22 protein-coding genes and 5 pseudogenes are annotated in these 26,888 nt (G+C 60.3%); 9 read left to right on the forward strand and 18 right to left on the reverse strand.

From position 1 onward, the window contains the following. Positions 1 to 21 precede the first annotated feature (21 nt). The 4 genes and pseudogenes from N2A41_RS10160 to N2A41_RS10175 form a co-directional block, all read left to right on the forward strand. The gene (locus N2A41_RS10160; protein WP_017964330.1) at positions 22 to 984 is read left to right on the forward strand and encodes a sugar-binding protein; all 963 of its coding nucleotides are present in this window, start codon (positions 22 to 24) and stop codon (positions 982 to 984) included. 79 nt (positions 985 to 1,063) lie between these two features. Then, on the forward strand, positions 1,064 to 2,605 hold the full coding sequence (locus N2A41_RS10165; protein ID WP_260110853.1) for a sugar ABC transporter ATP-binding protein: 1,542 nt from the start codon (positions 1,064 to 1,066) through the stop codon (positions 2,603 to 2,605). 42 nt (positions 2,606 to 2,647) lie between these two features. Continuing rightward, positions 2,648 to 3,673, forward strand: coding sequence for an ABC transporter permease (locus tag N2A41_RS10170; protein WP_260110854.1), 1,026 nt, complete (start codon positions 2,648 to 2,650; stop codon positions 3,671 to 3,673). Positions 3,674 to 4,194: 521 nt separating this feature from the next. Then, positions 4,195 to 4,514, forward strand: a pseudogene (locus N2A41_RS10175) (OB-fold nucleic acid binding domain-containing protein); the annotation flags it as partial. Here N2A41_RS10175 and N2A41_RS10180 read toward each other — a convergent pair. The 4 genes and pseudogenes from N2A41_RS10180 to N2A41_RS10195 all read right to left on the reverse strand — a co-directional run. Continuing rightward, positions 4,512 to 4,928, reverse strand: a pseudogene (locus N2A41_RS10180) (helix-turn-helix domain-containing protein); the annotation flags it as partial. The pseudogenes N2A41_RS10175 and N2A41_RS10180 sit on opposite strands and share 3 nt — an antisense overlap. 432 nt (positions 4,929 to 5,360) lie before the next feature. Then, positions 5,361 to 7,511 (reverse strand): mechanosensitive ion channel family protein, encoded by a 2,151-nt coding sequence (locus tag N2A41_RS10185; protein ID WP_260110855.1) that lies wholly within the window; start codon positions 7,509 to 7,511, stop codon positions 5,361 to 5,363. Between the two features lie 240 nt (positions 7,512 to 7,751). Beyond that, positions 7,752 to 9,062 carry an epoxide hydrolase family protein gene (locus N2A41_RS10190; RefSeq protein ID WP_260110856.1) on the reverse strand — a complete coding sequence of 437 codons (1,311 nt, stop codon included), beginning with the start codon at positions 9,060 to 9,062 and terminating at the stop codon, positions 7,752 to 7,754. A gap of 67 nt (positions 9,063 to 9,129) precedes the next feature. After that, a pseudogene (locus tag N2A41_RS10195) lies at positions 9,130 to 9,572 on the reverse strand (VOC family protein). Between the two features lie 303 nt (positions 9,573 to 9,875). Here N2A41_RS10195 and N2A41_RS10200 point away from each other — a divergent pair. After that, positions 9,876 to 10,820, forward strand: a pseudogene (locus tag N2A41_RS10200) (alpha/beta fold hydrolase); the annotation flags it as partial. 51 nt (positions 10,821 to 10,871) lie between these two features. Here N2A41_RS10200 and N2A41_RS10205 read toward each other — a convergent pair. The 5 genes and pseudogenes from N2A41_RS10205 to N2A41_RS10230 form a co-directional block, all read right to left on the reverse strand. Continuing rightward, the gene (locus tag N2A41_RS10205; protein WP_260111126.1) at positions 10,872 to 11,726 is read right to left on the reverse strand and encodes a LysR family transcriptional regulator; all 855 of its coding nucleotides are present in this window, start codon (positions 11,724 to 11,726) and stop codon (positions 10,872 to 10,874) included. 198 nt (positions 11,727 to 11,924) lie between these two features. After that, positions 11,925 to 12,110: pseudogene (locus tag N2A41_RS10210) on the reverse strand (DUF599 domain-containing protein); the annotation flags it as partial. Positions 12,111 to 12,207: 97 nt separating this feature from the next. Next, entirely contained in the window at positions 12,208 to 13,179 is a 972-nt protein-coding gene (locus tag N2A41_RS10215) for a biotin-dependent carboxyltransferase family protein (RefSeq protein ID WP_260110857.1), read from the reverse strand. After that, complete coding sequence (locus N2A41_RS10220) at positions 13,167 to 13,874, reverse strand: 5-oxoprolinase subunit B family protein (protein ID WP_170278032.1); 708 nt, start codon at positions 13,872 to 13,874, stop codon at positions 13,167 to 13,169. The genes N2A41_RS10215 and N2A41_RS10220 overlap by 13 nt, the downstream gene beginning before the upstream one ends. A 111-nt stretch (positions 13,875 to 13,985) precedes the next feature. Beyond that, the gene (locus tag N2A41_RS10230; protein WP_260110858.1) at positions 13,986 to 14,765 is read right to left on the reverse strand and encodes a LamB/YcsF family protein; all 780 of its coding nucleotides are present in this window, start codon (positions 14,763 to 14,765) and stop codon (positions 13,986 to 13,988) included. A 363-nt stretch (positions 14,766 to 15,128) separates the two neighbouring features. On the opposite strand from N2A41_RS10230, the gene N2A41_RS10235 reads away from it, so the two are divergent. Further along, positions 15,129 to 15,650 (forward strand): PAS domain-containing protein, encoded by a 522-nt coding sequence (locus tag N2A41_RS10235; RefSeq protein ID WP_017964342.1) that lies wholly within the window; start codon positions 15,129 to 15,131, stop codon positions 15,648 to 15,650. A 75-nt stretch (positions 15,651 to 15,725) separates the two neighbouring features. Here the strand turns inward: N2A41_RS10235 and N2A41_RS10240 are convergent, their stop codons facing one another. Next, positions 15,726 to 16,103: a hypothetical protein gene (locus N2A41_RS10240; RefSeq protein WP_026154153.1), complete on the reverse strand. Its 378-nt coding sequence runs from the start codon at positions 16,101 to 16,103 to the stop codon at positions 15,726 to 15,728. Positions 16,104 to 16,166: 63 nt separating this feature from the next. After that, positions 16,167 to 16,844: a hypothetical protein gene (locus N2A41_RS10245; protein ID WP_260111127.1), complete on the reverse strand. Its 678-nt coding sequence runs from the start codon at positions 16,842 to 16,844 to the stop codon at positions 16,167 to 16,169. Between the two features lie 281 nt (positions 16,845 to 17,125). On the opposite strand from N2A41_RS10245, the gene N2A41_RS10250 reads away from it, so the two are divergent. Continuing rightward, entirely contained in the window at positions 17,126 to 17,734 is a 609-nt protein-coding gene (locus N2A41_RS10250) for a TerC family protein (protein ID WP_017964345.1), read from the forward strand. 21 nt (positions 17,735 to 17,755) lie between these two features. Here the strand turns inward: N2A41_RS10250 and N2A41_RS10255 are convergent, their stop codons facing one another. Genes N2A41_RS10255 through metG form a run of 3 tightly spaced genes read right to left on the reverse strand, consistent with a single transcriptional unit; the run spans position 17,756 to position 20,922 of the window. Beyond that, the gene (locus tag N2A41_RS10255; RefSeq protein WP_260110859.1) at positions 17,756 to 18,580 is read right to left on the reverse strand and encodes an MBL fold metallo-hydrolase; all 825 of its coding nucleotides are present in this window, start codon (positions 18,578 to 18,580) and stop codon (positions 17,756 to 17,758) included. Between the two features lie 4 nt (positions 18,581 to 18,584). Next, entirely contained in the window at positions 18,585 to 19,367 is a 783-nt protein-coding gene (locus N2A41_RS10260) for a TatD family hydrolase (protein WP_260110860.1), read from the reverse strand. A 4-nt stretch (positions 19,368 to 19,371) separates the two neighbouring features. Continuing rightward, a complete protein-coding gene (gene metG, locus N2A41_RS10265) occupies positions 19,372 to 20,922 on the reverse strand; it encodes a methionine--tRNA ligase (RefSeq protein WP_260110861.1) in 1,551 nt (516 codons plus the stop codon). Between the two features lie 234 nt (positions 20,923 to 21,156). Between metG and N2A41_RS10270 the strand changes: the two genes are divergently transcribed. Beyond that, on the forward strand, positions 21,157 to 21,945 hold the full coding sequence (locus N2A41_RS10270; RefSeq protein WP_260110862.1) for a sulfite exporter TauE/SafE family protein: 789 nt from the start codon (positions 21,157 to 21,159) through the stop codon (positions 21,943 to 21,945). Positions 21,946 to 22,025: 80 nt separating this feature from the next. On the opposite strand, the gene N2A41_RS10275 is transcribed toward N2A41_RS10270, so the two are convergent. The 4 genes from N2A41_RS10275 to N2A41_RS10290 all read right to left on the reverse strand — a co-directional run bounded on the left by N2A41_RS10275 (position 22,026) and on the right by N2A41_RS10290 (position 26,244). After that, positions 22,026 to 23,051, reverse strand: a complete 1,026-nt coding sequence (locus N2A41_RS10275; RefSeq protein WP_260110863.1) for a DNA polymerase III subunit delta' — start codon at positions 23,049 to 23,051, stop codon at positions 22,026 to 22,028. Positions 23,052 to 23,059: 8 nt separating this feature from the next. Next, positions 23,060 to 23,740, reverse strand: a complete 681-nt coding sequence (gene tmk / locus N2A41_RS10280; protein WP_170263107.1) for a dTMP kinase — start codon at positions 23,738 to 23,740, stop codon at positions 23,060 to 23,062. A gap of 132 nt (positions 23,741 to 23,872) precedes the next feature. Beyond that, on the reverse strand, positions 23,873 to 25,066 hold the full coding sequence (locus tag N2A41_RS10285; RefSeq protein ID WP_170278037.1) for a D-alanyl-D-alanine carboxypeptidase family protein: 1,194 nt from the start codon (positions 25,064 to 25,066) through the stop codon (positions 23,873 to 23,875). Between the two features lie 71 nt (positions 25,067 to 25,137). Beyond that, complete coding sequence (locus tag N2A41_RS10290) at positions 25,138 to 26,244, reverse strand: septal ring lytic transglycosylase RlpA family protein (RefSeq protein ID WP_222279468.1); 1,107 nt, start codon at positions 26,242 to 26,244, stop codon at positions 25,138 to 25,140. Between the two features lie 404 nt (positions 26,245 to 26,648). On the opposite strand from N2A41_RS10290, the gene N2A41_RS10295 reads away from it, so the two are divergent. Then, a complete protein-coding gene (locus tag N2A41_RS10295; RefSeq protein WP_170263105.1) occupies positions 26,649 to 26,852 on the forward strand; it encodes a hypothetical protein in 204 nt (67 codons plus the stop codon). Positions 26,853 to 26,888: the final 36 nt, after the last annotated feature.

Here is a 26,888-nt window from a genome sequence, read left to right on the forward strand (position 1 = left end):
CGGCCCCTCGGGAGGTGTATTATGAAACAGCTGAAACGCAATGCAGCCTTGTTTTTCGCCGGGTTGATGCTGAGCGCGGCGCCGATTGCCGTATCGCATGCTGCCGACAAGCCGACACTCGCATTTGTCGTCAACGGTGCATCCGACTTCTGGAAAGCCGCAGAGGCGGGCGTGAAGAAGGCGCAGGGCGAGATGCCCGACTACCAGATGGAGCTGAAGTACCCTGAGCAGGCATCTGTCGCCGTTCAGCAACGGCTTATGGAAGACTTGGTCAGTGCCGGCGTTAAGGGGATCATGGTTTCCGCAGTCGATCCCAAGACCCAGACGGACGGCTTGAACAAGATCGGATCGCAGACTGCTCTCTTCACCACAGATAGCGACGCGCCGCAGACCAACCGCGTCGCCTATATCGGCTCATCGAATATCGACGCCGGCATGCAGGCCGCCGAAATCGCCAAGAAAGCGATGCCGGACGGCGGCAAATGCATCGGCTTCGTTGGCCTGCTCGGCGCCGACAATGCCAAGGAACGCATCCAGGGCATGAAGGACGGCCTGAAGGGCACGAAGATCGAGCTGACAGATGTACGCGGCGACGATATCGACCAGACCCGCGCAAAGAAGAACGTCGAGGACGCGCTGGTGGCCAGCCCCGACGTCACCTGCATGGTCGGTTTCTACTCCTACAATACGCCGCGCATCTATGAGGCGTTGCGCGACGCCGGCAAACTCGGCCAGATCACCGTCGTCGGCTTTGATGACGATCCGATCACGCTCGGCGGCGTCAAGGAAGGCACGGTCGCAGCGACCGTCGTGCAACAGCCGTTCGAATGGGCCTATCAGGGCATGAAGCTGATGGCGGCCTACCTCAAGGGCGACAAGTCAGGCGTTCCTAGCAACGGCTTGATCATCATACCGACGGTAATCATCGGCAAGGATGACGTTGACAAATATGCCGCCAGCCTGAAGGCCATGGCTGGAAAATAGCTCTCCGTCGCGGCGGCGGCACTCGCCGCTGCCGCGAGGGACGTCCCATGCCGACAGCATTAGCAGCTATGGACAGGCGATGAACCACAGCTCCGACTTCCCGTCACCGGACGCGCTTGCAACGCCGTTCCTTTCGCTTTCCGGCGTTGGCAAGACCTATCCGGGCGTCGTTGCGCTTGAGGGCCTGTCGATCGACATCATACCGGGCGAGGTCATCGGCCTCGTCGGCGAGAACGGAGCTGGAAAATCGACGTTGATGAAGATTCTCGGCGGCGTGATAGCACCCGACCGAGGCGCGATTCTGCTCGACGGAGCAGAGCTTCGTTTCCTCACTGTGGAATCGAGCATCGCATCCGGCATCGCCTTCGTTCACCAAGAACTCAATCTCTTTGAGAATCTCGACGTTGCTGCCAATATCTTCCTGGGCCGCGAGCCGCTGAAGGCCGGACCTTTCAAGCTCGTCGATCGCAATCGGCTGCGAGACATGGTGAAGCCGCTCTTGAAGCGGGTAGGGGCTCATTTTTCCGCCGACACACCCGTGGCATCGCTTTCCCTTGCCGAGCAGCAGATGGTGGAAATCGCCAAGGCGCTGTCCATCAACGCCAGGCTCGTCATCTTCGATGAACCCACGTCCAGCCTGCCGCTGGCCGAAACCGAGCGTCTCCTGAGCATTATCAAATCACTGAAAGCCGATGGCATCAGTGTGGTTTTCATTTCGCATCGCCTCCACGAGGTTGAGCGCGTCGCAGACCGGGTCGTAGTCCTGCGCGACGGCACGCTTGTGGGCACGCTTGCGAAGAAAGACATCGGTCACGACCAGATGGTCAAGCTGATGATCGGCCGGGTGCTTGCGGGCCGGACCGCAAAACCGCAGCGCTCGCCCGGCTCGGTTGCGCTGAAGGCTAGCGGCGTGCGCACCGAGGCCTATCCCAGCCGTCCCGTTGATCTGGAAATCCGGTATGGAGAAATCATGGGACTTGCAGGGCTCGTGGGGTCGGGCCGCACCGAGCTTGCAAGGGTACTCTTCGGCATTGACCGTAGCTACGGCGGAGCCATTCTGCAGGACGGGCGGCAAATTGCGATCAGGTCTGCCCGGGACGCCGTTGCTCGTGGCATTTTCCTGGTACCGGAGGATCGCAAGCGCAACGGCATTCTTCTTGATTTCCCGATCGCCCAGAACATAACCCTTGCCGATCTCCCCAAGCTCTCCAGCCGCTTCATGCTTTCTGCCGAGCGGGAGAGGGCGGCGGCCGAAAAACAACGCGTTCGCCTCGGTATCAAGGCGCCCTCAGTTTCGTCGCGAACCGGCACTCTGTCCGGCGGCAACCAGCAGAAGGTGGTGCTTGCCAAATGGTTGTCGATGAGCCCGAAGGTGATGATCTTCGACGAGCCGACACGCGGCATCGATATCGGCGCGAAGAATGAGATCTACGGCCTGATGCGAGCGCTTGCCGATGCCGGCGTCGCGGTTCTGATGATCTCCAGCGACATGGAAGAGGTGATCGGCGTTTCCGACCGCATCGCCGTCATGCACGAGGGCCAGATCGCCGGCATTTTGGAAGAGGACGAAATCAGCCAGGAAAGCGTCCTTTTGCTTGCCGTCGGCAAAAGGGTAAAATAGCGGCTGCGGCCAATAGAAATAAGTATCGGGGATGGATTTCGAATGATCAAAAAAGATCTAGGACTGCTGCTTTTGATCGTCGTCGTCGGCATCGTCGTCGCCATCATCAACCCGCGTTTCCTGCTGCCGATCAACCTGGCGAACACCGCCAACCTGATCGGCCTGTTCGGCATCCTGTCGATCGGCCAAGCCTTTGTCATCATCACCGGCGGTATCGAGCTTTCCGTGGGTTCGCTCGTCGCACTTCTCGGCGTGCTGTTCGTCGATTTCATCGCGGTCCAGGATATGTCATGGATGCTGGCGCTGCCGCTCATTCTCGCGCTCGGCGCCGTCATCGGTGCCGTCCACGGCTGGCTGATCACCCGACTCAACCTGCAACCCTTCGTCGTCACCCTCTGCGGCCTCCTGATCTATCGTGGGGCAGCGCGCTTCTATACGGCCGACGGAACGGCGGGCTTTGCTTTCGGCCAAAATTTCCCTGACCTCGAATTCCTGACCGCGGGACGGTTTTACGGCGTTCCCAACACCTTCACCGCACTCGTCATCATTGCCGTGGTCATGTGGGTCATGCTGCATCGCTCTGTCTTCGGGCGTTATCTTTACGCGATCGGGAAGAACGAGGAGGCGGCCCGCTATTCCGGTATCCGTACCGGCCGCATGGTGATGTCGGCCTATGTCATCTGCGGGCTGCTGACGGCGCTATCGGCAATTTATTTCGCCATGTACACGCGCTCGATCTCGCCGGCGAGCCATGGCCAGTTCTACGAACTCTACGCGATTGCCGCTGCCGTGCTCGGCGGCTTTTCGCTCCGCGGCGGCGAGGGATCGATCGTCGGCGTCGTGCTGGGAACGGTCCTGCTCCAGGAGTTGCAGAATCTCGTGAATCTCCTTGGTATACCTTCGTCGTTGAATTTCGCTGTCATGGGTGGCGTGATCCTCATCGGCGTCCTGATCGACCAACAATGGCACGCGATCCGCGCAAAGCGCCGCCTCGTCTTTGCCGCCCGGCAGACCGAAACTCGTCTTTCGAACGAAGGCAGTTTGCCAGCGGTTGCCAATCAGGACTAGGTCAGTGGATGGGGGCCATGCGTGTCGTGACCTTGCCCCGTTGAAATAATCCGATTTGCAAGATCAGATCGAGCGGGTGAGGGGCACTGCCGCTTTCACGGACATGAATCCGTGATCAGCCGCAAAGAAAAAGGCTCTTTTTTATGAGCGATAACGGACAAAAGATGCGAAGATATCTACTTAGCTTGATAAAAATCCTTATGATAAATGAGAAGAAATATGGATTTTATGCCATTATATCCGGGCTTTTAATGTCCGTATTTGCGTGGATTCCTCTTGTAATTGTGGCGACAACTTTGTCCTCTGAGTTCGCGATCGGGCCAGTGCTTGCAAATTTGTGTGTCCTTCTTGTATTTTCGCCTGTTGTTATATTGTTTTATGTTTCATTTGCTTTGTTAGTTGATGAGGTTTCCGGATATTTAACGAGGCGAACCGTGATTGGAAAAGAACCTGGTTCTCTTAAACGCAAAATTCGGCAGATGGTGGGGTCTGAAAGAGATGCGTAAAGCGGACGGCAAAAGCAGAAACGGAACATCGTCACCTGCCAGGAAGCGATGAACGCCCGCGACGGCCGCTGGCTCATGACGGCCGGCCTCGTCCTTGTCCGCCAGAAGCCCGGCTCCGCCAAGGGCGTCATGTTCCTGACGATCGAGGACGAAACCGGCCCGGCGAATGTCGTCGTCTGGCCATCGCCTTTCGAAAAGAGACGCCGCGTTGTGCTCGGCTCGTCGATGATGGCGATCAACGGAAAGATTCAACGAGAAGGCGACGTCGTTCATCTGGTCGCTCAGCAGCTCTTCGATCTAAGCGGTGACTATCGGGTTTGGCGGATCGCGGCATCGCGACGGCCACGTGGCTGGAAAACTCGCTTCTTGCGCTCGCGCCGTGAGATCCAGATGCCGGCCTCGGTCATCCATTGCCGCAGCGTCTCCTTGGCGACCGAAATATGATGCAGTTCGATCAGCTTCTCGCGCGCCAGCGTCGGACCGAAATCCAGATAGCGTTCGCGGATGAGATCCAGCGCCGCATTGCGAAACTCCTCGCTGTGGCGCCGATTGCTTGGTCTCGATCGCTTCTTGGAAACAAGGCCGGCTGGACCATTCCGGTCATAAGCCTGCAGCAGCCGATGGACCTGACTTCGACTGAGGTCGAGCAGTTCGGCAGCCTGGACAACGCTCAGGCGTTCGTCACGGATCTTCTGGATGACTTCGAGGCGATGCAACTCTTTCTGCGACATGGTGATCATAAAGGACATGACGACTCCAACCGCTCATGGTCTCGACCAGGCTGAAGATCGTCATCCTTGCTCCCAACGTTGGCTTTGACCAGTGCGTCGAGAGGCGAGACTGTCGCATCTCTAACTGGCCCAACTGTCGCATTACTAAATAGCCCTTACAATGCTTTGTCGCATAAGATAGATTATGGAACCATAGAATGCCTTTTGATTACAATGTCATACCTTCGTCATCCATCTTATGCACCCACTCTTTTAAAATCGGCCTGCTCGAATTTGCATCTTGACGATCCAGCACATCGACGAGTTCATCTGCGGACGTGCCCTCATGGAACAGCTGATCCCAGCCAGCAGACTCTTTCGAAACCCGTGTCTCGGACGACGCCCACTTGGTGACAACGTCCGGGTCAGACTGTTGGGCATTGACGGGATTCGACGGAAAGCTCGCCGTTGCTACTCCTCAAGTGTCGGGATGGCTTTCGATGGTCTTTGCAGCTCCGAGGCGGCAGCGGTTGCCGCTGCATCGGCGGGACCGCCGGAAACATGGACGGTCGGCGTTGCAAACTGGATGCCTTTTTCTGCGAATGTCTTCTTGAGCATGGCGAGCGCCTTTCGGCGAACGCCGAACTGTTCGCCGGGTTTCGTCATGAACTTCAGACGTATCTGCACACCATAATCCGCCATCTGCTCGATCCCCTGCATTTTCAAGGGCTCGATGATGTTGGGGCCGAGTTCGGCATCCTCCAGAAGCTCAACGCCGATGCGTTTAATGGTCTTACGGACCTCCTCAAGGTCGCTGTCATAATTCAGGGTGAGCGTGATGATGTCGATGACCCAGTCACGGCTGAGGTTTTGCACCGCTCCGAGTTCGCCGAAGGGAACGATGGTGACCGGACCGCGGTGATGGCGCAAGCGGATCGATCGCAGCGAGAAACCTTCGACCGTGCCTTTATATTTCGCCGCCTGGATGTATTCGCCGATGCGAAAGGCATCGTCGAACAGATAAAAGACGCCGGAGATGATGTCCTTGACGAGTGTCTGCGCACCGAAGCCGACGGCTATACCGACGACGCCAGCGCCCGCCAGCAGTGGTCCGATCTGGATGCCAACGGCATCCAGGATCATCAGGAAGCCGACAGCGCCGATCGCCAGGAACAGCACATTGCGAAGAATGGGAAGGAGGGTATTCAACCGCTGACGCCGGCGCGCGTCGGGTCCGTCCTGATGTCCCCCCTGCTCGCTTCGCGACGCCACCGCCACCTGGCTGTCGATCAGCGTGCTTGCGAGCTTCCAGATAACGTCGGTCACCAGCAGCACGATAACAATGCGGATTCCTGCGCGGATCAAACGCGTGGTCACCGTTTCGGCTGCGGCGAGATCACTGAGATTGACATTCCACGCGCGGGCAATGAGCAGCGCGGCGACCACAATGAGGCCGTTCCGCAGCGTTTGCATGATGACAGCAGACCATCCGACGATGGCCGGATCTTCCACCGCCTGCTCGTCGCCGGATTGTATGATGCGACGAATGATATCATGAGCCACCGAAACGGTGAGCGGCAGAAGCGTGACGACGACCACTGTCCAGAATGCCCCGCGGAGCCCGGATACCCATAACAGCCACGATAGCAGGATGCTCGCGCTGAAGCCGACACAGACAAGCCGGTTGACGGGCGGCCCGTCAGAACGAAAGTGCCGCAGCCAGATCATAACGATCAAAGCGATTGAAACGACAACAAGCCATACTGCGGCAAAGAGATCGGCCAAGATCGGTGAAGCGCCGATCGTCCCGATCACTTCAATGGTGGCCCAGCCAGCCGCCAGCACTGCGACGATTCCGAGGAGCCAGTAGTACCAGAACCAGGCAAGCGAGGTAACAAGCGTCAGAAGCCGCATATGCGGCAGGCGGGCGCCTGGCGCGATGACAATGCGGCCCACAAGCACGCCAAGGCGCACCATGAGCGCGGCTGATAGCAGAATGAGCGCGATATCGCGAAATACGGCAGGCCATGGAAAGAGGATAAACGCGCCGAGGCTTCCGATCAGGTAACCGACCAAGGCGAGAAGACCCATTGAAAGCCGGGCGGCGTGGAGCTTGATCCGCTGCCGGACAGTGTCGGCGGGTGCGTTCAGCACAAAATGGAGCAGCCCTCGCCCTGACCACCAGGCAAGGCGCTGGGCAACAAACCCGCCTGCGACGAAGAGTATGACCGCCAAGATCAGGCCGACAGGCTCGATACGATCATCCGTTTGGAAGACCCGGATCGCCGACTGGATCTGCCCTGGGAGGGTCGGAATGGCGTCGACGAGTGTGAGCAACCTCTGGCGCAAATCCTGTAGCGATGTTGCAATCGACGTCGGTGCCGCCTCTTGCGAGACTGCTACTGACTGCGCCGGTTCCTGATTGCCCGGAACGATCCGATTGACCAGCGCTCGTCCGGAATCATCATTCGGCAATTCGATAATAACCCGGATTGGCGCCGAGGAATTGGTCGGCTCAGCCGCCGAGGCGGGGTTTGCGCTCGCGAGCAGAAGCGTTGAAAGTACCAGCGTCAGAAACGCGCACACTGTGCGGAGGGGATGACGGTCGTCGATGATGCGCATGTGGCCGTGGTCCCCGCGACGGTGTCGTCGCTTTGCCGGGTTGGTCGAAACTTCGGACTTTGTGAAGCGTTGCACGACCAACGTCAATCGACGAACCGGTCTTGGGGACGCAGACTGCGAACCGAAAGCCAGAGCATGATGCCGAAAAGTGTGAGCGGTTTTCGGACGACATCATGCTCTAACTATCTAATGTAGAACAGGATTCAGATTTTGCCTAAAATCGTCCTGTCCTAGGCGGCGTCAAGACCGCAAGCTTCTGAAGGCCTCGCGGATCTCCTGACAGAAGAGTTCTGGCTCCTCCCAAGCAGCGAAGTGACCGCCCTTGGAGGCGCGGTTGTAGTAGATAAGTTTCGGATAGGCCTTCGACAGCCAGTGCTTTGGCGGCTTGTAGACCTCGCCGGGAAACACCGTGACGGCGACCGGGACTTGGACGGGCGTGAGTTTTGCGTCCGACATGGCGTTTTCCCAATAGATGCGACCGCTGGAGGGGCCGGTGTTCGTCAGCCAGTATAGCGTAATGTTGTCGAGGATGGCATCCTTGCCAAGGGCCTGTTCCGGATCTCCGCGTGTATACACCCAGTCGGCAATCTTGTCGTAAAGCCAGGCGGCCAAGGCGACCGGAGAATCAGCAATGCCGTAACCGATCGTCTCCGGCCGCGTGTTCATGATCGCTGCGTAGCCGAAGCCGTTGTTGAGGAAGTCCCGGGCCTCATTGAAGACGACCTTCTCATCCTGAGCCAAGCTGTCGGGAGCCGGCCCTCCACTTTTAAGAGCCTGCGCTGCGTCCGGTGGGAAAGTCGTCGCACGCTCGACCCTGTTGACGTGGATCGCGAGCAGCCCATCGGGCGCCTGACGACCCAAGGCGTCGCTGATGATCGCGCCCCAGTCGCCGCCTTGCGAGACATAGCGGTCATAGCCAAGCCGCTTCATCAGAACGTCCCAGGCAGCGGCTATCCGCTGCGGGTTCCAACCTCTTGCAGGAGGTTTCCCGGAAAAGCCGAATCCCGGAATCGACGGGATCACCAGATGGAAGGCATCATCAGCCATTCCGCCATGCGCCGTCGGATCGGTGAGCGGTCCGATGATATCAAGCAGCTCGAAGACCGAGCCTGGCCAGCCGTGGGTCATGATCAGCGGCAGCCCGTTTTCATGACGGGAGCGGACATGGATGAAATGGATGTCCAGTCCATCGACAGTGGTGAGAAACTGCGGAAAGGCATTCAGCCTGCTCTCTGCCTTCCGCCAGTCATAGGACGACTGCCAGTAGCGCACCAGTTCCTTCAGCCTGTCGGGCTGGACGCCCTGCGAACGATCCATGACGGTTTCGCCGTCGGGCCACCGGGTCTCGGCAAGACGCCGCCTGAGATCTGCGAGCGCCGCCTCGGAGACCTCAACCTTAAACGGCCGGATCTCCTCGGAGGCGACGCCAACAACATCAGCGGCATCGGACGCGCGCGGAAGGAGAACGGCGGTTATGCCGGCCGCTGCAACGCCTGACAACAGCGAGCGGCGCGATATGTCGCGGTGTTTCAAAAAGTTCAGCAATGGCATGATGCCGTGTCCTTTCGTGATGTCGGGGAGAGGAAAAGATACCCTGCCCGCTTCAATGCCGAAAATGTTAGACGTCGTCCGCGCCGGAACGAAAGATCAGAAACTTGTTGCCTTCGGGATCACGAAAATAGGCGCAGTAAGGACCCGCGCCGTTCTCGCCACGTGGACCGGGAGCCCCTTCGTCCGAGCCACCCGCCGCCATTGCCGTTGCATGGGCTTCGTCGACCTTTGAGCGGGACGGCGCTTCGAAAGCAATCATTCCACCGTTGCCGACGATGGCAGGGCGGCCGTCGAACGGCTTGATGATGCCGAATTCGAGCGTGCGATGACCGTAGTAGATGGCTCGGTTGGGCTGGACGAGGATCGTCCGATCCCGAACACGGCCAGAAGCCTGCGGTAGAAGATCGAGGCGGCATCCAGATCATTCGTGCCGACAGTGGCGTGGCGCGGGAGGCGGCGGACCTTGCCGGGGACGGCCGCAACGTGCCTGCTTTGGGTAATGTCGGTCATATCAGTTCTTCCTTATATTGTCGCGGCCGACGCTCTGCCTTCCGCATGCGAACGCCAACGAGCTGTCTCCAATCGGCGGCTGGTGGATATTTGGGCGGGTCGACGGCCGGCCGGCACCTCGGGAAAGTGAAAGGCACCCTCTCGTTCAGATGTCAGCCTTGGGCAGCCAGGTTGCAGCGCCACCGCCGTCGAGAGGGTTCCTCTCACTTTCTCCGGCTACCGGGGACTGACGCCATGCTCAATTATTTGTGGAGACAGCCAACTTTTGGTCTTTCGCTGACCGCCGTTCAGAAAGGACATCCTATGTCTAAGGACAAAACCGCAAATGCTGCATCAGTTGCAGCAACTCCGTCTTCCCACATGGCTGAAGCCTTCGCTTCTACGCAAGCCGCGCAAGACATCGTCGACTTCATCGAGATCGACGAGATTCTGACGCTGAGAAGGATGATTGTCCGCGCCCCCGCGCCAAAAGGCACCGTGCTTTTCCTGCATGGGTTTCCGGAAACGCTGACGGTGTGGAAGGACATCGCGACAACGCTTGCTCACGACTACGACGTCCATGCCTTCGATTGGCCGGGCTACGGGCAGTCGTCGCGCCCGGCTTCGGAACGGTTTTCTTATGCGCCGAAGGCGTACGCTCAGGTGTTGAAGGCCTATATCGAGCGGGCAGGCATCGACCGATCGAAGCTCGTGATCTATGCGACTGATATCGCTGCCCTCCCCGTTCTGCTGCTTGCCCTCGGTGAGCCGGCGATCGCCAGGCAGATCATCGTCGGAGACTTCGCGCCGTTCGACCGGCCGCAATATATGTGGGAGAACCTGCAAAACCTCAAAGCCGAGCCGACCGCCTCGCCGACCCGCACCTACATGAACAAGACGTGCGACGAGATCCTTCAGAACGTGCACAGGCGCGGCCTCTCACCCGCTGAGCAATTCGATCTGCCGGCTGATGTCCAGCAGGACATGACCCGTTCGTGGAGCCGTGACGGGATGACTTCAGCGGATGCCTTCGCCCATTACTATGCGAATTTCACCCGCGATCAGCACTATCTCGAGGCCAACCTCACCCGGCTGAAGACGCCGGTGAAGGTGATCTGGGGCGAGAAGGACATCTACATCGCAAGGGAAATGGGCCTCGAGTTCGCCGGCAAGATCGGTGCAAAAGTCGATGTCCTGCCCGGTATCGGTCACTTCCCGCATCTTCAGAACTCGAAACAAACGGTCGAAGAGATCCGCGCATCATTCAGATCAACTTGGATTATCGCTCTGAATAGAATGTGCGCGCAGGCGCGGCAGCGCCTAGTCGACGAAAGCCCGCACCTTCAACGCGAGAAGCCCCTGGCGCAGGTAGACGATATGAATGGGCTGGGGTGGGCCGTCGAAATTGCGAAGGATGGGAACGAGGGCGCCGGACGCCAGCTCCTCTGGAATTTGATAGTCGAACAGCCGCGCGATCCCCGCCCCGCCGACGGCCGCCGCAACACAGTTCGCCGCGGTATTCACCTCAAGCCGGTTGCGAGGCGCCGTTTCTATCGGCGTGCCGTCGACGTCAAACGTCCAGAAGAATGTTCGCTTGTTGAAGATGATCCCGTCGCGATCGATAAGATCGCCGGGACGCTCGGGCATGCCATGCCGCTCGAGATAGACGGGGCTCGCGCAGGTCAGCAGGCGGAATTCGCCGACCTTGGCGGCATGGAGGGCGCTGTCGGCGAGGTCGCCGAGACGGATCGCGATATCCACCTGCTCGGACACGAGATCGACCGTGCGGTCGAGCGACAGAAGGTTCAGCGACACCTCCGGGTATTTGTCCATGAAGCTCAGCGCGACGGGCAACACGTATCGGCTCCCGTATTCGATCGGCATCGTGACCGTCAGCGCGCCTCTGGGCGTCTGGTATTCCCCGGACGCTCGTCGTTCGGCCTCATCGAGATCCGCCATGATCTTGCGAGCGGCGTCAACATAGTCGCGCCCGGCATCGGTAAGCTGCAGATTGCGGCTGGTGCGGACGATGAGGTTTGCCCCAAGCTGCCGCTCAAGTTCGGCTACCTTGCGGCTGACGCTGGGCAAGGGCGCGTTGAGCTTCCTGCTGCCGGCCGAGATGCTCCCGGCGTCGACGACCGCCAGCAATATGCGCATCGCTTCCAGACGATCCATCGGACACCGCCAATACCGCTTAAGTGCAACCCAGCCTAAGGCTAGGTTTTAGAACATGATGCCGAAAAGTGTGCGCGTTTTTCGAACGACATCATGCTTTAACTCTTAGATTTAGAACAGGATTCAAATTTTAGGTCGACCGCGCCTAAATCAGCCTGTTCTAGTCAAGCAGCTTCCGTATGGCCATGATCCCTTTTGCAGCATGGCGTCGCCGATGAAGTTATTGTCTCGCGTCAGGACCTCGCGCATCCAGGCCGTGCGAACGCGCACCATATCAACGGAAAGGCTGTCATTCCTTCTCGGCCATCCCGCTGCCATCAAAGGCTCGACCGCCACCCAGACGAGAAGGAAGAAAACGATCGCCGCGACGTTCAGAAAATCCACGGTGCCCCCGAACTGAAACTGGATTTTCTTGAACAGTACTTCGAGCGAACGGCAGCTCCAAGCGCCTACCGCCGCCCTGCCCTTCAGATCGACACCGCTATGTCTGGGCGTTCAATGGTCCGTCGCGGATCGCAGCGAGATAGCGCGACATCGTCGAAGCCCGAAGCCGGATGTGCTCGATCGCCTGTTGCGGCGTCACGGCCAGGAAACCGACATGGGCGCGTGGGCGCAGCTGGACGAAGGCGTCCAGATCGCAATCCACCACTGTGGCGATTTTCGGATACCCTCCGGTCGTCTGATGGTCGGCCAGCAGAATGGTGGGAACACCGTCTCCGGCGACCTGCACCGAGCCCCGCACGATCGCTTCCGATGGCATGTCCAGCGCCGCACTTGGCGCAAGCGACGGACCTTGGAGGCGTACGCCCATGCGATCATAAGCGTCGCTCAGGCGGAAAGGCGACGAAAGGAAATTCGATAAGGTTTCTTTCGAGAAGAACCGATCCTGCGGACCGACCACCACATGCAGCTCGGATCGCGGTCTTGCGATGACCGGACATGTGATCGGACCATGTCGATCATCCCGCACGTCCGGATCGGCTATAGTGAGCGTCTGTCCGGCTGCAAGGCGCCCGCCGCCGAGCCCGGACAGGCTGTGCGTCGACATGCTGCCCAGCCAGGTCTTCGCCTCGATATGACCGGCGAAGGCCAGATACGTCCAGCTTCCCCAGTATCCCGGACGGATCGCCAGCCGCTCCCCTGCCCTCAAGGTGGCGACCATCCATGCGCCGCGCTTGTCGCCGGCATGCTCGACGATGAAGCCTCCTCCGGCGACGGCGAATGTAACCTCCCCCGACAGGCAGTCGAGAACCAGGCCGCCCATGGAGACTTCGATTGCCGGCTGACCGGCAGGATTGCCGACGGCGGCGTTGGCGGCGGCAAACGAGGTCCTGTCCATCGGACCGGAGGCCGGGACGCCATAGCGCATCAATCCGTGACGTCCTTCGTCCTGGACAGCGACGTGAGGACCCGCGAAGTTGATTGCAAGGACAGCTTCGCTCATGCGGGGCACCTCGCGTCGAATTCGGCCCTCGATATGCGGCGGAAACGCACCGCGTCGCCGACGTCGAAAAGGAACGGACGGTCGTCGGAAGCGGCGTCGAGAATCTTCGTCGGAGAGCGGCCGATGATCCACCAGCCGGTCGGCATGGTGAGCGTGCTCACCAAGCATTGCGGACCGGCGATCAGCACGCTTCCGGCGGCGATGCCGCGAATAGGCGCAGGCTTCCTCGGCTGCTGAATGGCTTTGGGCACGCCTGCGAGGTAGGCGTATCCTGGAGCGAAGCCGTACATGAAGACGCTGTAGTCGCCAGAGAGATGGGCGGATATGACGTCTTCCAGCGATAATCCGCTCGCCTCGGCGACGGCGGCAAGATCGGGCGCAAGATCAGGGTCGTAGCAGACTTCGATTTCGCGCATCGCTCCAATCGTCTCTGGAACCTCAGCCGCCAGAAGCTCGGCAATGGCCGCTTCCGTCGTCCGGTGATCAGCCACGAGCGGATCGAAGCATACGAGAATGCTGGCATAGGCCGGAACGGCTTCGACGAATCCTTCAAAGGGTGCCGCCTTCAAGGCGGCATCCAGCTTGACGACCTGATCGTGGATCCGCTTATCGATGGTCGCGCCGAATTCGACGAGCACCGCGTGGCCGCCCACAGGACGATAGTTCGGAACGCTGCAGGGGGATGCGGACGGCTCCTGTGACAAATCAGCCGGCGCCTTCGATCAGAATGAAATCCGCATCCGCTGCCTGCGCGCAGGTCCCATAGGCGTCCGGATCGGTGACGGTAACCTCGGCAATAAGATAGCCTTTTGCCATCACCTGTTTTCCTTTGTCGGTTGGAGGAATGGTGCCACCTCGATGCCAGCCTTTTGCAATTCCCTGCGCACGTGGACGGCCATGGCGAGCGCTCCTGGGCTGTCCCCGTGAACGCAGATCGAGTGCGCATCGAGAGTGATCGGAACGCCGTCGACCGTCGGCATGAGGCCGCTGGACAGGTACTCGATCAATCTCGAAGCTGCCTCCGCGGGATCATGGATCATCGCTCCCGGCAAGTTGCGCGGGACGAGCCGACCGGTGGAGAGGTAGCCGCGGTCGGCAAAAATCTCGCTGAACACGGTCATTCCTGCATCGCGGGCCGCATGCTCAAGCTCTGTCCCGGAGATCGCCAGTATAGCAAGTTCCGGCGAAATCGCTCGGGTTGCGCGGATGATGGCGTCGGCGACCGGCCGTTCGTCGGCCGCCCAATTGGCGAGTGCCCCGTGCGCCTTGATGTAACGGACTCGGGCGCCTGCCAGAGCCGCAGCTCCCATCAGCGCCCCTATCTGCGTCGCCACAAGCTGCTCCACTTCCCGGATGCTCAAGGGGATGAGGCGTCGTCCGAAACCTTCGCGATCTGCAAAGCCCGGATGAGCACCGGCGACGACACCCCGCTCGCTTGCAAGGGTAAGCGTCTCCACCATGGTTGCCGGATCTCCTGCGTGCCCGCCACAGGCGATGTTCGCACTGGTGACGACGTCAAGGATCGCCTTGTCGTCGCCCATGCGCCAGGGTCCAAATCCCTCCCCCAGATCAGAATTGAGATCGATTTTTTTCATGATTTCCGTCAACCCTTCGCGCCGGTCTTGTCAGCTTCGTCGCATTCTGGAGCGTCGAAGCCGAGGTGGAGCACACCTTCGCCCTGCGCGTCAAGAAAACGACGGCTGCTGGCTGCGCGTGGCGAGCTTATGTGGCGGTCTCGGGCCGCCTTTCGCGTGGGGCTTCGGTGGCAAGCTTACCATTGATCCGGCACAGATCGAACCCATCAAGCGTGGGTTCCTTCCAAGCGAGGAATCCTTAAATCGATTCCGATTTGAAGAATTATGCAGTAAGATCGGCGGCGAAATGGTCGAGCACGTCGTATTCTCTCAAGAGCCGATTTGATCGACGAGCAGCAGTGGCGCGCAGAATGTGGATGCGGAATGAACCTTGTCGACAGCATCGGCACGTCCGAATTTTCCGTTGCCGAAGAGCCTGGCATATTCACCTGGGAATTGGCGACCGACAAGGTTTATGCGGATTCGGCGCTGGCAAACCTCTTTGGGCTCGATCCGGAACAGACCCTCACGGGGCTGCCGGTCATACGATACCTCGACCGGATTCACCCGGACGACAAGCCATCTGTGGCCAAGGCGATTTCAGAATCGGTGATCACAGGAAATCCGTATCGCTGTGATTATCGTGTATTTGATCGAAGCGGGCAAATAGTAGCCGTGGCTGCCTTCGGCCGCTGCTTCAGGGATGAAGCCGGAAACCCGTCGCAATATGCGGGCATCGTATTTCCGACGAATGATCACGGGGAGCAGGACGAATTATCTGCTCACTGCAGGGCGGCACTGAAAATTGCGCGGTCATCCGGCCTGCAGGCGACAGCCGATGCGCTAGAAGCGATTCTCAAAGAGCTTGCCAAGCCGATGCCTTCGGACACCGTGCAGGTTCATTGATTCCTTCGGCGCACTGGTAGCTTTTAAAGCATGTCACGCTGAAGGGCGGCGTTGGCAATCGGGCACTCACGTCCGTCACTGCCGTCTCATCTCCTGGATATTACCGGCAAATCCTGCAAGCAGCACGCCGAGCGGAAGACGCCGAACCAGCCTGGCGGCAATGAAGGTTGCACCGATCGCCGCGGCAAGTTTAAGCCAGGGATAGTCGCCGAGCTGGACATGGGCGCTTGCATCGACCGATGTCGCCTTGGCTTTCAGCGCCGCTTCTGCATCCTCGCGCAGCACGCCGATGCGGGCATTCAGCAGCCTGACTTCATGCTGCAGGGCGTTCAGGCTCTCGTCGGCCTTTTCACGCGCGGTCTGCTCCGCGGCATCGGCAAAGGGCGGATCGCCTTCCTCGATCAGTTCGTCGGGGTCAGGCGGAAGGCCGTGGCGGTTGATGGACGATTGCATCGACATGTCCTCGAATAGGTGAGCGAGGGAAATGAGGCCCGGCATTGCAGCCGGCCCCTGATATCAATGGTCGCGCTGGAAACCCTGGCTCTGGTGAGATCCGCCTTGCGATTGAGTTTGGGATTGGCCTTGGGATTGGCGATTGGCTTCGTCCGTTGACGTGGTGCCAGGGTCGGGGAAGGTATAGGCGCGCACCTTGGCACTTCCATGCGCGGTGTCCCGCATTGCCACCGGGCGCGCATCGTCGAATGCGCTCTCGGACACGGCGAGGTCTTCCGAGGCTTTGCCGCCATGCGTCGATCCGGCAAAGCCGGTATTGGACGCGCCTTGCTGTCTGTCCTCCAACGACCAGAGATCCGCCCGCTCATCCATATCGATACTGCCTTCGTCGTCCAGAATATCGTGGACGGTCTCATAAAGTGCGTCATCGATATCATTGACCTGGACGAGGAAGCCGCCTCGCCGTAGCCCTTCTGCATAGACCGCACGATCTTCATCGGGGAAGAAGAAGTCTGCCAGCGCGTCGAAGAAGCCGCTGCGGTTGTCGCTCATGCCGCCGGCATTTTTTCTGTCCGCCTCATATCCGGGCATCAGCCTTATTCTCGCAACCGGCACGCCCGCGTCTTCAAGACGGGAGACGGCGGATTCGGCGTCCGATCGGCTGTCGAAGAATGCGGCAAGACTGCTGCGCCCCGTCGGGCTTGAAAAGGCCGGGTTGGTATCATTGTAAATGCTGCCCATTTGGCTCTCCTCTCGGTGTGCAGATCCAGCCGCCAATCCGAAGTCTGGCCAATATCTGGCCGAAGGCTGGCTGACGCCTGGTTTCCTGACCTGAAGAACCGGTGGCTGAGGTGAATGTTCCACGGGAATTGCGATGCTCTGCCATATCGCCTGCGGTTCCATTACGTCGCCTGCCATCAGATGCGCAGAGCCATAAATTGCGCCGGCTGCGAAATCCCTCAGCGGTTGACGTCAAACCTTCGAAACGCTAGCACGGCTTTGACGCATTGGGGACAATTCATATGGATATCTTTACGGCAGCCGGTCTGACGGCTTTGCTGCAGGTCATCGCTATCGACCTCGTTCTCGCCGGCGACAACGCCGTGGTTATCGGCCTTGCCGCTGCCGGCCTGGAGGCCACGCAACGCCGCAAGGCGATCATCGTCGGCATTTTGGCCGCGACCGTACTGCGTATTCTCTTTGCCAGCGTTGCTGTCTATCTGCTGGCGATCGTCGGTCTGCTGCTGGCCGGCGGCCTGCTGCTGCTCTGGGTCTGCTGGAAGATGTGGCGCGAACTTCGCGCCGGTCACGGCGAGAACCACGAAGCGGCGGGTGCCGAAGGCGCGCCGAGAAAGACCTTCTTGCAGGCGGCGACCCAGATCGTCATCGCCGATGTCTCGATGTCGCTCGACAACGTTCTGGCCGTTGCGGGTGCTGCACGCGAACATCCGAGCGTGCTGGTCATCGGTCTTGCCCTGTCGATCGCGCTGATGGGTATCGCCGCAAACCTGATCGCCCGCTTGCTCAACAACCATCGCTGGATCGCCTATGTCGGTCTGCTGATCATCCTCTATGTCTCGCTTGACATGATCCACCGCGGCGCGGTCGAGGTTCTGCCTTATATGCAGTGACCCTGCACTCAGTGCCGGGGCTCAGGCCCTGGCTCTGCCCTCGATCTCGAAGCTCATCTGGTCATACGCCGGCACCACATGATCCGGCGTCTCAGCCATCACCGCGTCGTAATCGAGCGGCGTGTGCATATGGGTGAGGATCGCCTGTTTCGGCTTCAGCCGGCCGATCCAGTCGAGCGACTGTTCCAGCGACAGATGGCTCGGATGATAGCTATATTGCAGCGCGTCGATGATCAGCACGTCGAGATCTTTAAGCTTCTCGACAGTTTGCGGCGGGAAGTCATTGATATCGCTGCAATAAGCCACATCGCCGATGCGGAAGCCGAGAGAGTGGATATCCCCGTGCTGCTGGATATGCGGATGAAACGGGATCGTGCCTCCAGGGCCGTGGATTTCCAGAGGTTCATCGAGATTTTCGATGACGATCGGCAGCACGATCGGCGGATAATTGCTGCCCGGCGGCGTCTCCAAACAATAGCCGAATGCTTCCCGCAGCCTGTCCATCGTAAATTGGTCGGCAAAGATCGGCACCCGGCGGCGCGTATTGTGAAAATAACCGCGCAAATCGTCGATGCCATGAATATGGTCGGCGTGCGGATGGGTGTAGAGCACCGCATCGACATGATCGACACCTGCCCTGATCATCTGCTCGCGGAAATCCGGCCCTGTATCGATGACGACGGTCGTCACCTCGCCATCCGGTGCGAATTGCTGCACCATGAAGGCGGCGCGCGTGCGCCGGTTCTTCGGATTGTTGGGATTGCAGGCGCCCCAGTCGCCGGTGATGCGCGGCACGCCCGGTGACGACGAACAGCCGAGAATGGTGAAACGCCGCCGGTAGAGCACGCCGCTAGATCCTCGGCATCTTCGAGAACAGGCGGAAAGCGTTCTCCGTCGTAATCCGCGCGACCTCTTCATGGGAAAGGCCGATCGTATCGGCGAGCACCTCGGCCGTGTTAACAACATAGGACGGCTCATTGCGCTTGCCGCGCCAGCGCTTCGGCGCCAGATAGGGCGCGTCCGTTTCCACAAGCAGCCGCTCATGCGGGAGCGTCTTGGCGATCTCTCGCAGCTCTTCCGATTTCGGGAAGGTCAAAATGCCGGAGAAGGAGATGTATCCGCCGAGCGCGACTCCGGTCTTGGCAAGTTCGGGGCCTGCCGAGAAGCAGTGCAGGATAAAGGGGAAGGCCCCCTTCCCGCTTTCCTCGGTCAGGATCTCAGCCATGTCCTCGTCGGCGCTGCGGCTGTGGATGACGAGCGGCAGCTGAGTCTCGCGCGCCGCCGCAATATGGCGCCGAAAGCCGGTCTGCTGGTCCTCAGGCTTTTGCGTGTCATAGAAATAGTCGAGACCGGCCTCGCCGATCGCCACCACCTTTTGATGGGCATTGGCGAGACGCACCAGCTCTTCCGTCTGGATATCCAGCTCTTCGTCGGCATTGTTCGGATGCGTACCCACGGAGCAGAATACCGAGGGATATTTCTCCGTGATGGCAAGCAATGTATCGAGCTTTCGCACCCGCGTCGAGATCGTCACCATCTGCGCAACACCAGCCGAATGGGCGCGCGCGACGATCTCGTCCCGCTCCGCCTCGAAGTCGGCGAAATCAAGATGGCAATGCGTGTCGATCAGCACGGCCTTAAGCCTCCGGAGCCACGTAGCGCGGGAAGACCGGCGTCGGCGCTTCGAGGGCCGTTCCGGCAACCAGACGACCGGCTTCGCCGAGGGCAGCAAAATCGCGCTTGTCTGCAGCTGCCGCGACAAGATCGAGCAGCTTGGCCGAGGATTCAGGCATGAAGGGCTGAAGCAGGATGGCGATCTGGCGCACGACTTCGGCGGTGACGTAAAGCACGGTGCCCATACGCTCCGGATCGGTCTTCTTCAGCGCCCACGGCGCCTGGCCGGCGAAATAACGATCGGTCTCGGAAACGACCGAAATGATCGAGGCAAGCGCCCGATGGATCTGCTGCTTGCCCATGTCTTCGCGGGTCGAAGCGTGCAGCGCGTCGACCTCAGCCAGCATCGCTCTGTCCTCGTCGCTGAGCGCGCCGCATTGCGGGATCTTGCTGTCGCAATTCTTGACGATCATCGACAGCGACCGGCTGGCGAGATTGCCGATGCCGTTGGCGAGGTCGGAGTTGATGCGGGTGCCGATCGCCTCTTCGCTATAGCTGCCGTCCTGGCCGAAGGAGACTTCGCGCAGGAAGAAGTAACGCACCTGGTCGAGGCCGAAATGGTTCACCAGATTGACCGGATCGACGACGTTGCCGAGCGACTTCGACATCTTCTCGCCCTTGTTGAGCAGGAAGCCGTGGGCAAAGACCCGCTTCGGCAGCGGCAGCTTCGCCGACATCAGGAAAGCCGGCCAGTAGACGGCGTGGAAGCGGATGATGTCCTTGCCGATGATGTGCACGTCGGCCGGCCAGTATTTCGCCCGAGGGCCGTTCCTGTCCTCGATATAGCCGGTCGCGGTGATGTAGTTGGTCAGCGCGTCGACCCAGACATACATGACATGGGCCGGATCGTTCGGCACCTTGATGCCCCAGTCAAAGGTCGTGCGTGAGACCGAGAGGTCCTTGAGGCCCGACTTGACGAAGGAGATCACCTCGTTGCGGCGCTCGGCCGGACCGATGAAATCGGGGTTCGCCTCGTAATGCGCAAGCAGCTTCTCCTGGTATTCGGAGAGCTTGAAGAAATAGCTTGCCTCTTCCACCCACTCGACAGGCGTGCCCTGCGGCCCGTAGCGCACGCCGTCGGCGCGCTGCTCCGTCTCGTTTTCCTGGTAATAGGCCTCGTCGCGCACCGAATACCAGCCGGCATAGCTGTCCTTGTAAATGTCGCCATTGTCGGCCATCAGCTTCCAGATGTTGCGCGACGTCTCGTGATGGCGCTCCTGCGTGGTGCGGATGAAATCATCGTTCGAAGCGTTGAGCAGCGTCGCCATCGCCTGGAATTCGCCAGAGTTGCGGTCGGCGAGCGCCTGCGCGCTGATGCCCTCGGCGCGTGCCGTCTGCTGCATCTTCTGGCCGTGTTCGTCGGTGCCTGTGAGGAAAAACACATCCTTGCCGTCGAGGCGCTGGTAGCGTGCCATCGCATCCGTCGCGATCAGCTCATAGGCATGACCGATATGCGGCTTGCCGTTAGGGTAGGAAATCGCGGTGGTGATGTAGAAGGGTGTTCTGTCTGTCATGGCGGCCAATGTCCGGCTAACTCTATAAAAATGGTCAGCCGCTCTTAGCGCATGTCACCGTCAAGCGAAACCTCAACTTTCCAGTTGCCGATGTTTTCCGGGACGGCGAAGGCATGAACTTGACTCAGCTTCTCACCCAATCTACCCGTCATAAGACAGAGGGCGGGACAGGAACGAAGTGCCAGTTTTCATTTGCCGGGTTTGTGGTGGCCGCGCGCCGTCAGGGGCGCTTGTTTGACATTCGAGCCGCTCTATTCGCTGTCAGGTCTGTTCGTGGGCGCGCTCGTCGGCATCACCGGCGTTGGTGGCGGTTCGCTGATGACGCCCCTGCTGGTGCTGCTCTTCGGCGTCCATCCCGCCACCGCCGTCGGCACCGATCTTCTTTATGCGGCGATCACCAAGACGGCCGGCACCGCCGTTCACGGCATGCATGGGCGCGTCAACTGGAAGATCGTCGGCAGCCTCGCAGCCGGCAGCCTGCCGGCCGCCCTGCTGATGCTATGGCTGCTGGCTGGCGTCGATCGCAAAAGCATCGGCGTAACCAATACCATCACCACCGCGCTCGGCTGGCTTCTGGTCATGACCGCGATCATGCTGGTCTTCCGGGGCCCGATCCTCGAATTGGCGCGCCGCGCCATCGGCGATCGCACGCCGCCGAAGCCGACGACCATCCTCATCCTCACCGTCGTTCTCGGATCCGTTCTCGGCGTCCTCGTCACCTTGACCTCTGTCGGCGCCGGCGCGTTGGGGGTGACGATCCTGCTGATCCTTTATCCCAGGCTCGATGTGCGCCAGATCGTCGGTTCCGATATCGTCCATGCGGTACCGCTAACCTTGATCGGCGGCACGGGCTATTGGCTGATCGGCGAGATCGACTGGCCGATGCTGCTTGCCCTGTTGATCGGCTCCATCCCCGGCATCATCATCGGAAGCCTTCTGGCGCCGAGGCTGCACGAACGCACTATCCGCATCGTCCTTGCCGCCACGCTTGCCGTCGTCGCAGGTAAGCTGCTGACTGGCTGACAATGCATGTCGCCCAAAAGTGTGCAGCGGTTTTGGGATAACGACATGCATAAATCAGAGAATTAAAGCGGTTTCGCGCTTTAAACGCCCGGCTGCTTGATATCGGCGAGAATGCTGATGATCGTCTGCTTGCGGTCGAGATTGTAGCCATCTGAAATGGTGAGCCGCTCGGTGATCTCGGAATAGAGCCGCGCCAGCCGCTCTGCCGCGGCGATCTGCCCCGCGCCTGCCGCCGCGCGCGCGCGGTTCATGATGTCGTCGCCCACATGGCTGACGAAGAAATCGAAGATCGTGTCGCTTTCCCGACCCGAAAGTGCGTCGGCCAGCCGATGCATCGCCTTGCGAGCCGTCGGCCCTTCGGCGGCAAGCATCTCGTCATAGGCGGCGATGATGTCGCCGCCGCCATAGTTCAACAGTTTCAGCGCCTCGCCGACGCTGCCTTTGGCGGCCGAAAGCACCGTTCCGCCCTCGCCTGATATGCCGAGATGGGCAAGGGCCGCGACGAGTGCTTCGTCGGTAAGCGGCGCCAGTTTCAGCGGCAGGCACCGCGAGCGGATCGTCGGCAGCAGCCGTCCCGGCGCGTGCGAGAGCACCAGGAACAGCGCCCGCTTCGGCGGTTCTTCCAGGATCTTCAGGATAGCGTTGGCTGCATTGCGGTTCATGTCGTCGGCAGGATCGATGATTACGATCCGCCAGTTGCCGGTGCCAGACGTCTGCGAGAAGAACTTGCCGGCGCGGCGCACCTCGTCGACGGTGATTGCCGATTTCACCTTGCCGGTCTTTTCGTCTACCGGCCGAGCAAGGTGTAGCAGATTATGCGAGGCACCAGAGGCGATCTGCCGGCTGACGGGAGAGGCAGGATCGGGATCGCCGATCGTCTCCGGCGCTGTCTCGGGATCGGGATGCGAGAGCACGTGATTGGCGAAACGGAAGGCGAGCGTCGCCTTGCCGATGCCTTCCGGCCCCTCGATCAGGATGGCGTGGTGGCCCTTGCCGGACCGGTAGGACTGGGCAAGGAACACCTCCGCCTCTTCATGGCCGAACAGTCTGGTATTTTCCCCCGGCCAGATGGCGCCGTCGAGCAGTCCGGGCCTTTCCTCACTCATAATGGGCTTCACTCATGATGGGCGGCTTCCGGCATTCGCAAACGGCCCGCGGGCGACAACAGCTGTTTGACGATCGCCAGGATCTCGGCGGCGATCGCCTCCTCCGTCTGCATGGCGTTGACCACGTGGCAGCGCTCGGGCTCGCGGGCGGCGATATCGAGAAAGGCCTCGCGCCGTTTCTCGTGCGTTTCCAGCCGCTCTTTTTCGTAGCGATCGGGACCGTCAGCGGCAGCGCGCTTCTGCGCCCGCTCCAGCCCGACCCTGGCGGGGATGTCGAGGATCACGGTGCAATCCGGCATGACGCCGTTGATGGCGATGCGCTGCAGCGTCTCAATGAAATCGGGCTCGAGATTGCCGGTGATGCCCTGGTAAACGCGGGAGGAATCCATGAAGCGGTCGCAGAGCACGACCTTGCCTGATGCAAGGGCTGGCCGGATCACTTCTTCGACATGGTCGTTGCGCGCCGCCGCAAAGAGGATCGCCTCCATCCGCGTGCCGAAGGCCTCGGCAGCGCCCGACAGCAACACGTGGCGCACGGCCTCGGCACCCGGCGAACCGCCGGGTTCGCGCGTCACCAGCACGTCGTGACCTTCGCCCTTCAGCGCCTCGGCGAGGCGACGGATTTGCGTGGATTTCCCAGCGCCTTCCCCGCCTTCAAACGTAACGAACAATCCCGTACCGGATGACAATGACAACTTCCCGCATTCCAGGCGCCGCACGCGCCCCGCTCCTTCTATCTATCCGAAGATATCATGGAGGAAAACCTTTCGCCGCGGCGACATATTCACCTTTCCCGGCAAATTGCATTGGAAACCGAATGTTCAGCCGGGCGCGGACTTGTCCCAGAGCCAGGAGAAGAACAGCGATTCGCCGAGTTCCAGCATGGCGTCGACCGCCCGGCTGCTGAGCGAGCCCTCGCCGACTGCCTGCACCGTATAAAGCGGCACCTCCCTGAGCAGCCGGCTGCCGGCGAAAATCCTCAGCGTGCCCGCCTGGGTATCCGGCATGACTGGCGCCGTCAGCGGCCAGTGATAGATGATGCGCGCCGACAGCCGGTCGGGATTGCTGATCGGAATATAGACGCTGACCGGCGCCTTGGCGACGAGATCGACGGTGCGCGACGTGCCACCATAGACGCTGGCGGCACCGATCACTTCCTTCTCAGCGAAGATCTGCCGGTTCTCGAAGGCCGTCAGTCCCCACTCGAGCACCCGCTTGGTCTCCTCCGTCCGCTCCTTGTCGGAGGCGATGCCTGCGAGTGCCAGAAACAGCCGCCTGCCGTCGCGCTCGACCGAAGCGACGATCGAGTAGCCCTCGCCCTCGGTGAAGCCGGTTGCCAGCCCGTCGGCGCCGAGATCAAGCCCGAGCAGCGGGTTGCGGTTACGCTGGAAGATCTTGTTCCACTCGAAATCCGGTTGCGCAAAATAGGGATAGAGATTCGGATAGGATTGCTGAAGGGCGGCAGCGAGCGTCACCATCTCGCGTGCGGTCACCTTGCTCTTGCCATCGGGAAGGCCGGTGGAATTGCCGAACTCGGCCTTCTCCATGCCGAGTTCGCGGGCACGCCGGGTCATCGACGCGGCAAATTGCTGCTCGCTTCCGGCCATGCCCTCGGCGAGGATGATGCAGCTATCATTGGCGCCCTGGATGGCGACGCCCTTGATCAGGTCCTCGACGCGCACGCGTGATTTGAGGCTGGCAAACATCGTTGCCGTCCGCGACGGCGCGCCGCCCGTCCGCCAGGCATATTCGGATACGGGATATTCGGTATCGAGCGTGATCTGGCCCTTGGTCACCGCCTCGAAAACCAGATCCATCGTCATCAGCTTGGCGAGCGAAGCCGGCGAAAAGCCCTGGTCCTCGTTCTTGGCGAGAAGCACCGTGCCGGTGGCGGCCTCGATCATATAGGCCTGCGCCGCCTTGGTGGCGAAGCCGGAGGCACCGCCATCGGCTGCAAAGGCGCCGGTGGCGAACGGCATCAGGCATGCAAGCAGGCGAAGCACGGGCTTCAGCATCGCAATTTCCATTGATCGAGCGGCGTATTTCAGGAGGTTAGAACGCGAGGAAATCCGATGCAATTGCCAGTTCAGCGCGCGGCGAACTTTGCCTGATGACGCTTGGCCGCGGCAAGGATGGACTCTTGCGTCAGCCCGTCATTGCGCACCATCACCGCATCGAAGGCGAGATCGACGGTCACCGTCTTCACCTCTTCGCTCTGATAGCCGAGCGCCAGCGAATTCTCGGGCCGCTCGTAGGGCATCGGACCGATCTCCGGCAGCACGACCAACTGGTCCATCGCCTGAGCGCCATTGTTGAACGACGGCGCCGATGGGGCCACCAGAACATGGGCAGCCGGCGCCAGAGCGGGTGCTGCGGCCGGTGCCGCATTGTAGCGTGCGCTGGGCGTCGAACCGGCATAGGAGGTCGCCGACATCGGCACCGGCACGTTGGCCGGCGCCTCGTAGTCTTCCGAACTCTGCAGCTGGTCGCGAGTGATCTTGCGGCTGTTGGAGGCGACCATCACGCCGGTTGCGATTTGGCCTTCAGGATTGACGCCGGGAATGCGGCTGCCCTTCGGCGAATATGAGGCCATCAGATAGGGCATGTCGTGGCCGTCCATGCGGGCGCGGCCGACATATTGCACGCGCACCTTACCGGTGCCGCTGTGCTGCAGGTCGAGCATGTCGGCCGTCTTGTTGGAAAGATCGATGATGCGGCCCTCGTGATAGGGGCCGCGATCGTTGACACGCACGATGACCGAGGAACCGCTTTCGAGATTGGTAACGCGCGCATAGCTCGGCAGCGGGAAGGTCGGATGCGCAGCGGAAAGATGCATCTGGTCGTAGACTTCGCCATTCGCCGTCAAGCGCCCGTGAAAGGCCGAACCATACCAGGAGGCGACGCCGACCTTGTTATAGGCGAAGTCTTCCTTCGGATAATACCACTTGCCCTTCACCTCGTAAGGGTTGCCGACGAGGTAGCGGCCGCCGCCCTTGGGGATGTTGTTGCCGGTGGCGACCCGCGGGCTCGCCTTGACGCCATATTCGGATTCAGAGAAATATTCTTTGCCGTGGGCTTTTTTCTTCGGCACCGCCTGCGTCGTGCCACACGCCGCAACCGTCGCACACATCGCCGAGATCGCCAGCCACCGTGCTGTCGTTGCGAAAGACGCCGCCCCGTATTCCAGTTTCATGTGCCCCACGCCGCTCAAAGATCGTTATGGTTAAGGAACCTTGCCCTATCTTGGGCCAACAACGCCTTTATTCCCGCCCGCCTAATGAGGCTTTAATCTTGCTAGGTTCGTGGCAATTTTACGAACAATTTCGCGGCGATAGCGACAATTCTAATGATTATGGTTTACAAATTACTAACGCGAACCCTCCCCGCCTGCCATTCCATCGCCGTAATAGGGCCAGAAATCAACGTGCCGATGCGGGGCATATGGTGAACGTCCAGGTGCTTCCGAACGCCCCAGAAGCTCCATATTGGAACAAGGCCTGCGCGTATTGACGAGCGGCAGGGGGTCGGCGCTTCCTTCCGTGTGGGAACGAATTGTCCGCCGCGGGCTTTGAGCGTGTAGACCTTTGGAGGATCACCATGAACGATAAAACCATGACGCAGCTCGACACGATCAGCCAGCAGTTGCACGCCCGATCTCGCGCGCTTTCCCAGCTGGATAAAGACAACGACATCGCAATCCTGATGTCGGCACTCGCCGTGACGATGGAGGCGGTTCGATCTCTCGGCGAGGATATGAACCAACTCAACGGTCCGAAGGGCCTTGGATCTGACGGAAGCTAGATCTCATGTCTCCGGCGTATTTTACAGAGAGCTTGC

The organism is Rhizobium sp. SRDI969 (genome assembly GCF_025152725.1).
GTDB classification, from domain to species: domain Bacteria; phylum Pseudomonadota; class Alphaproteobacteria; order Rhizobiales; family Rhizobiaceae; genus Rhizobium; species Rhizobium leguminosarum_I.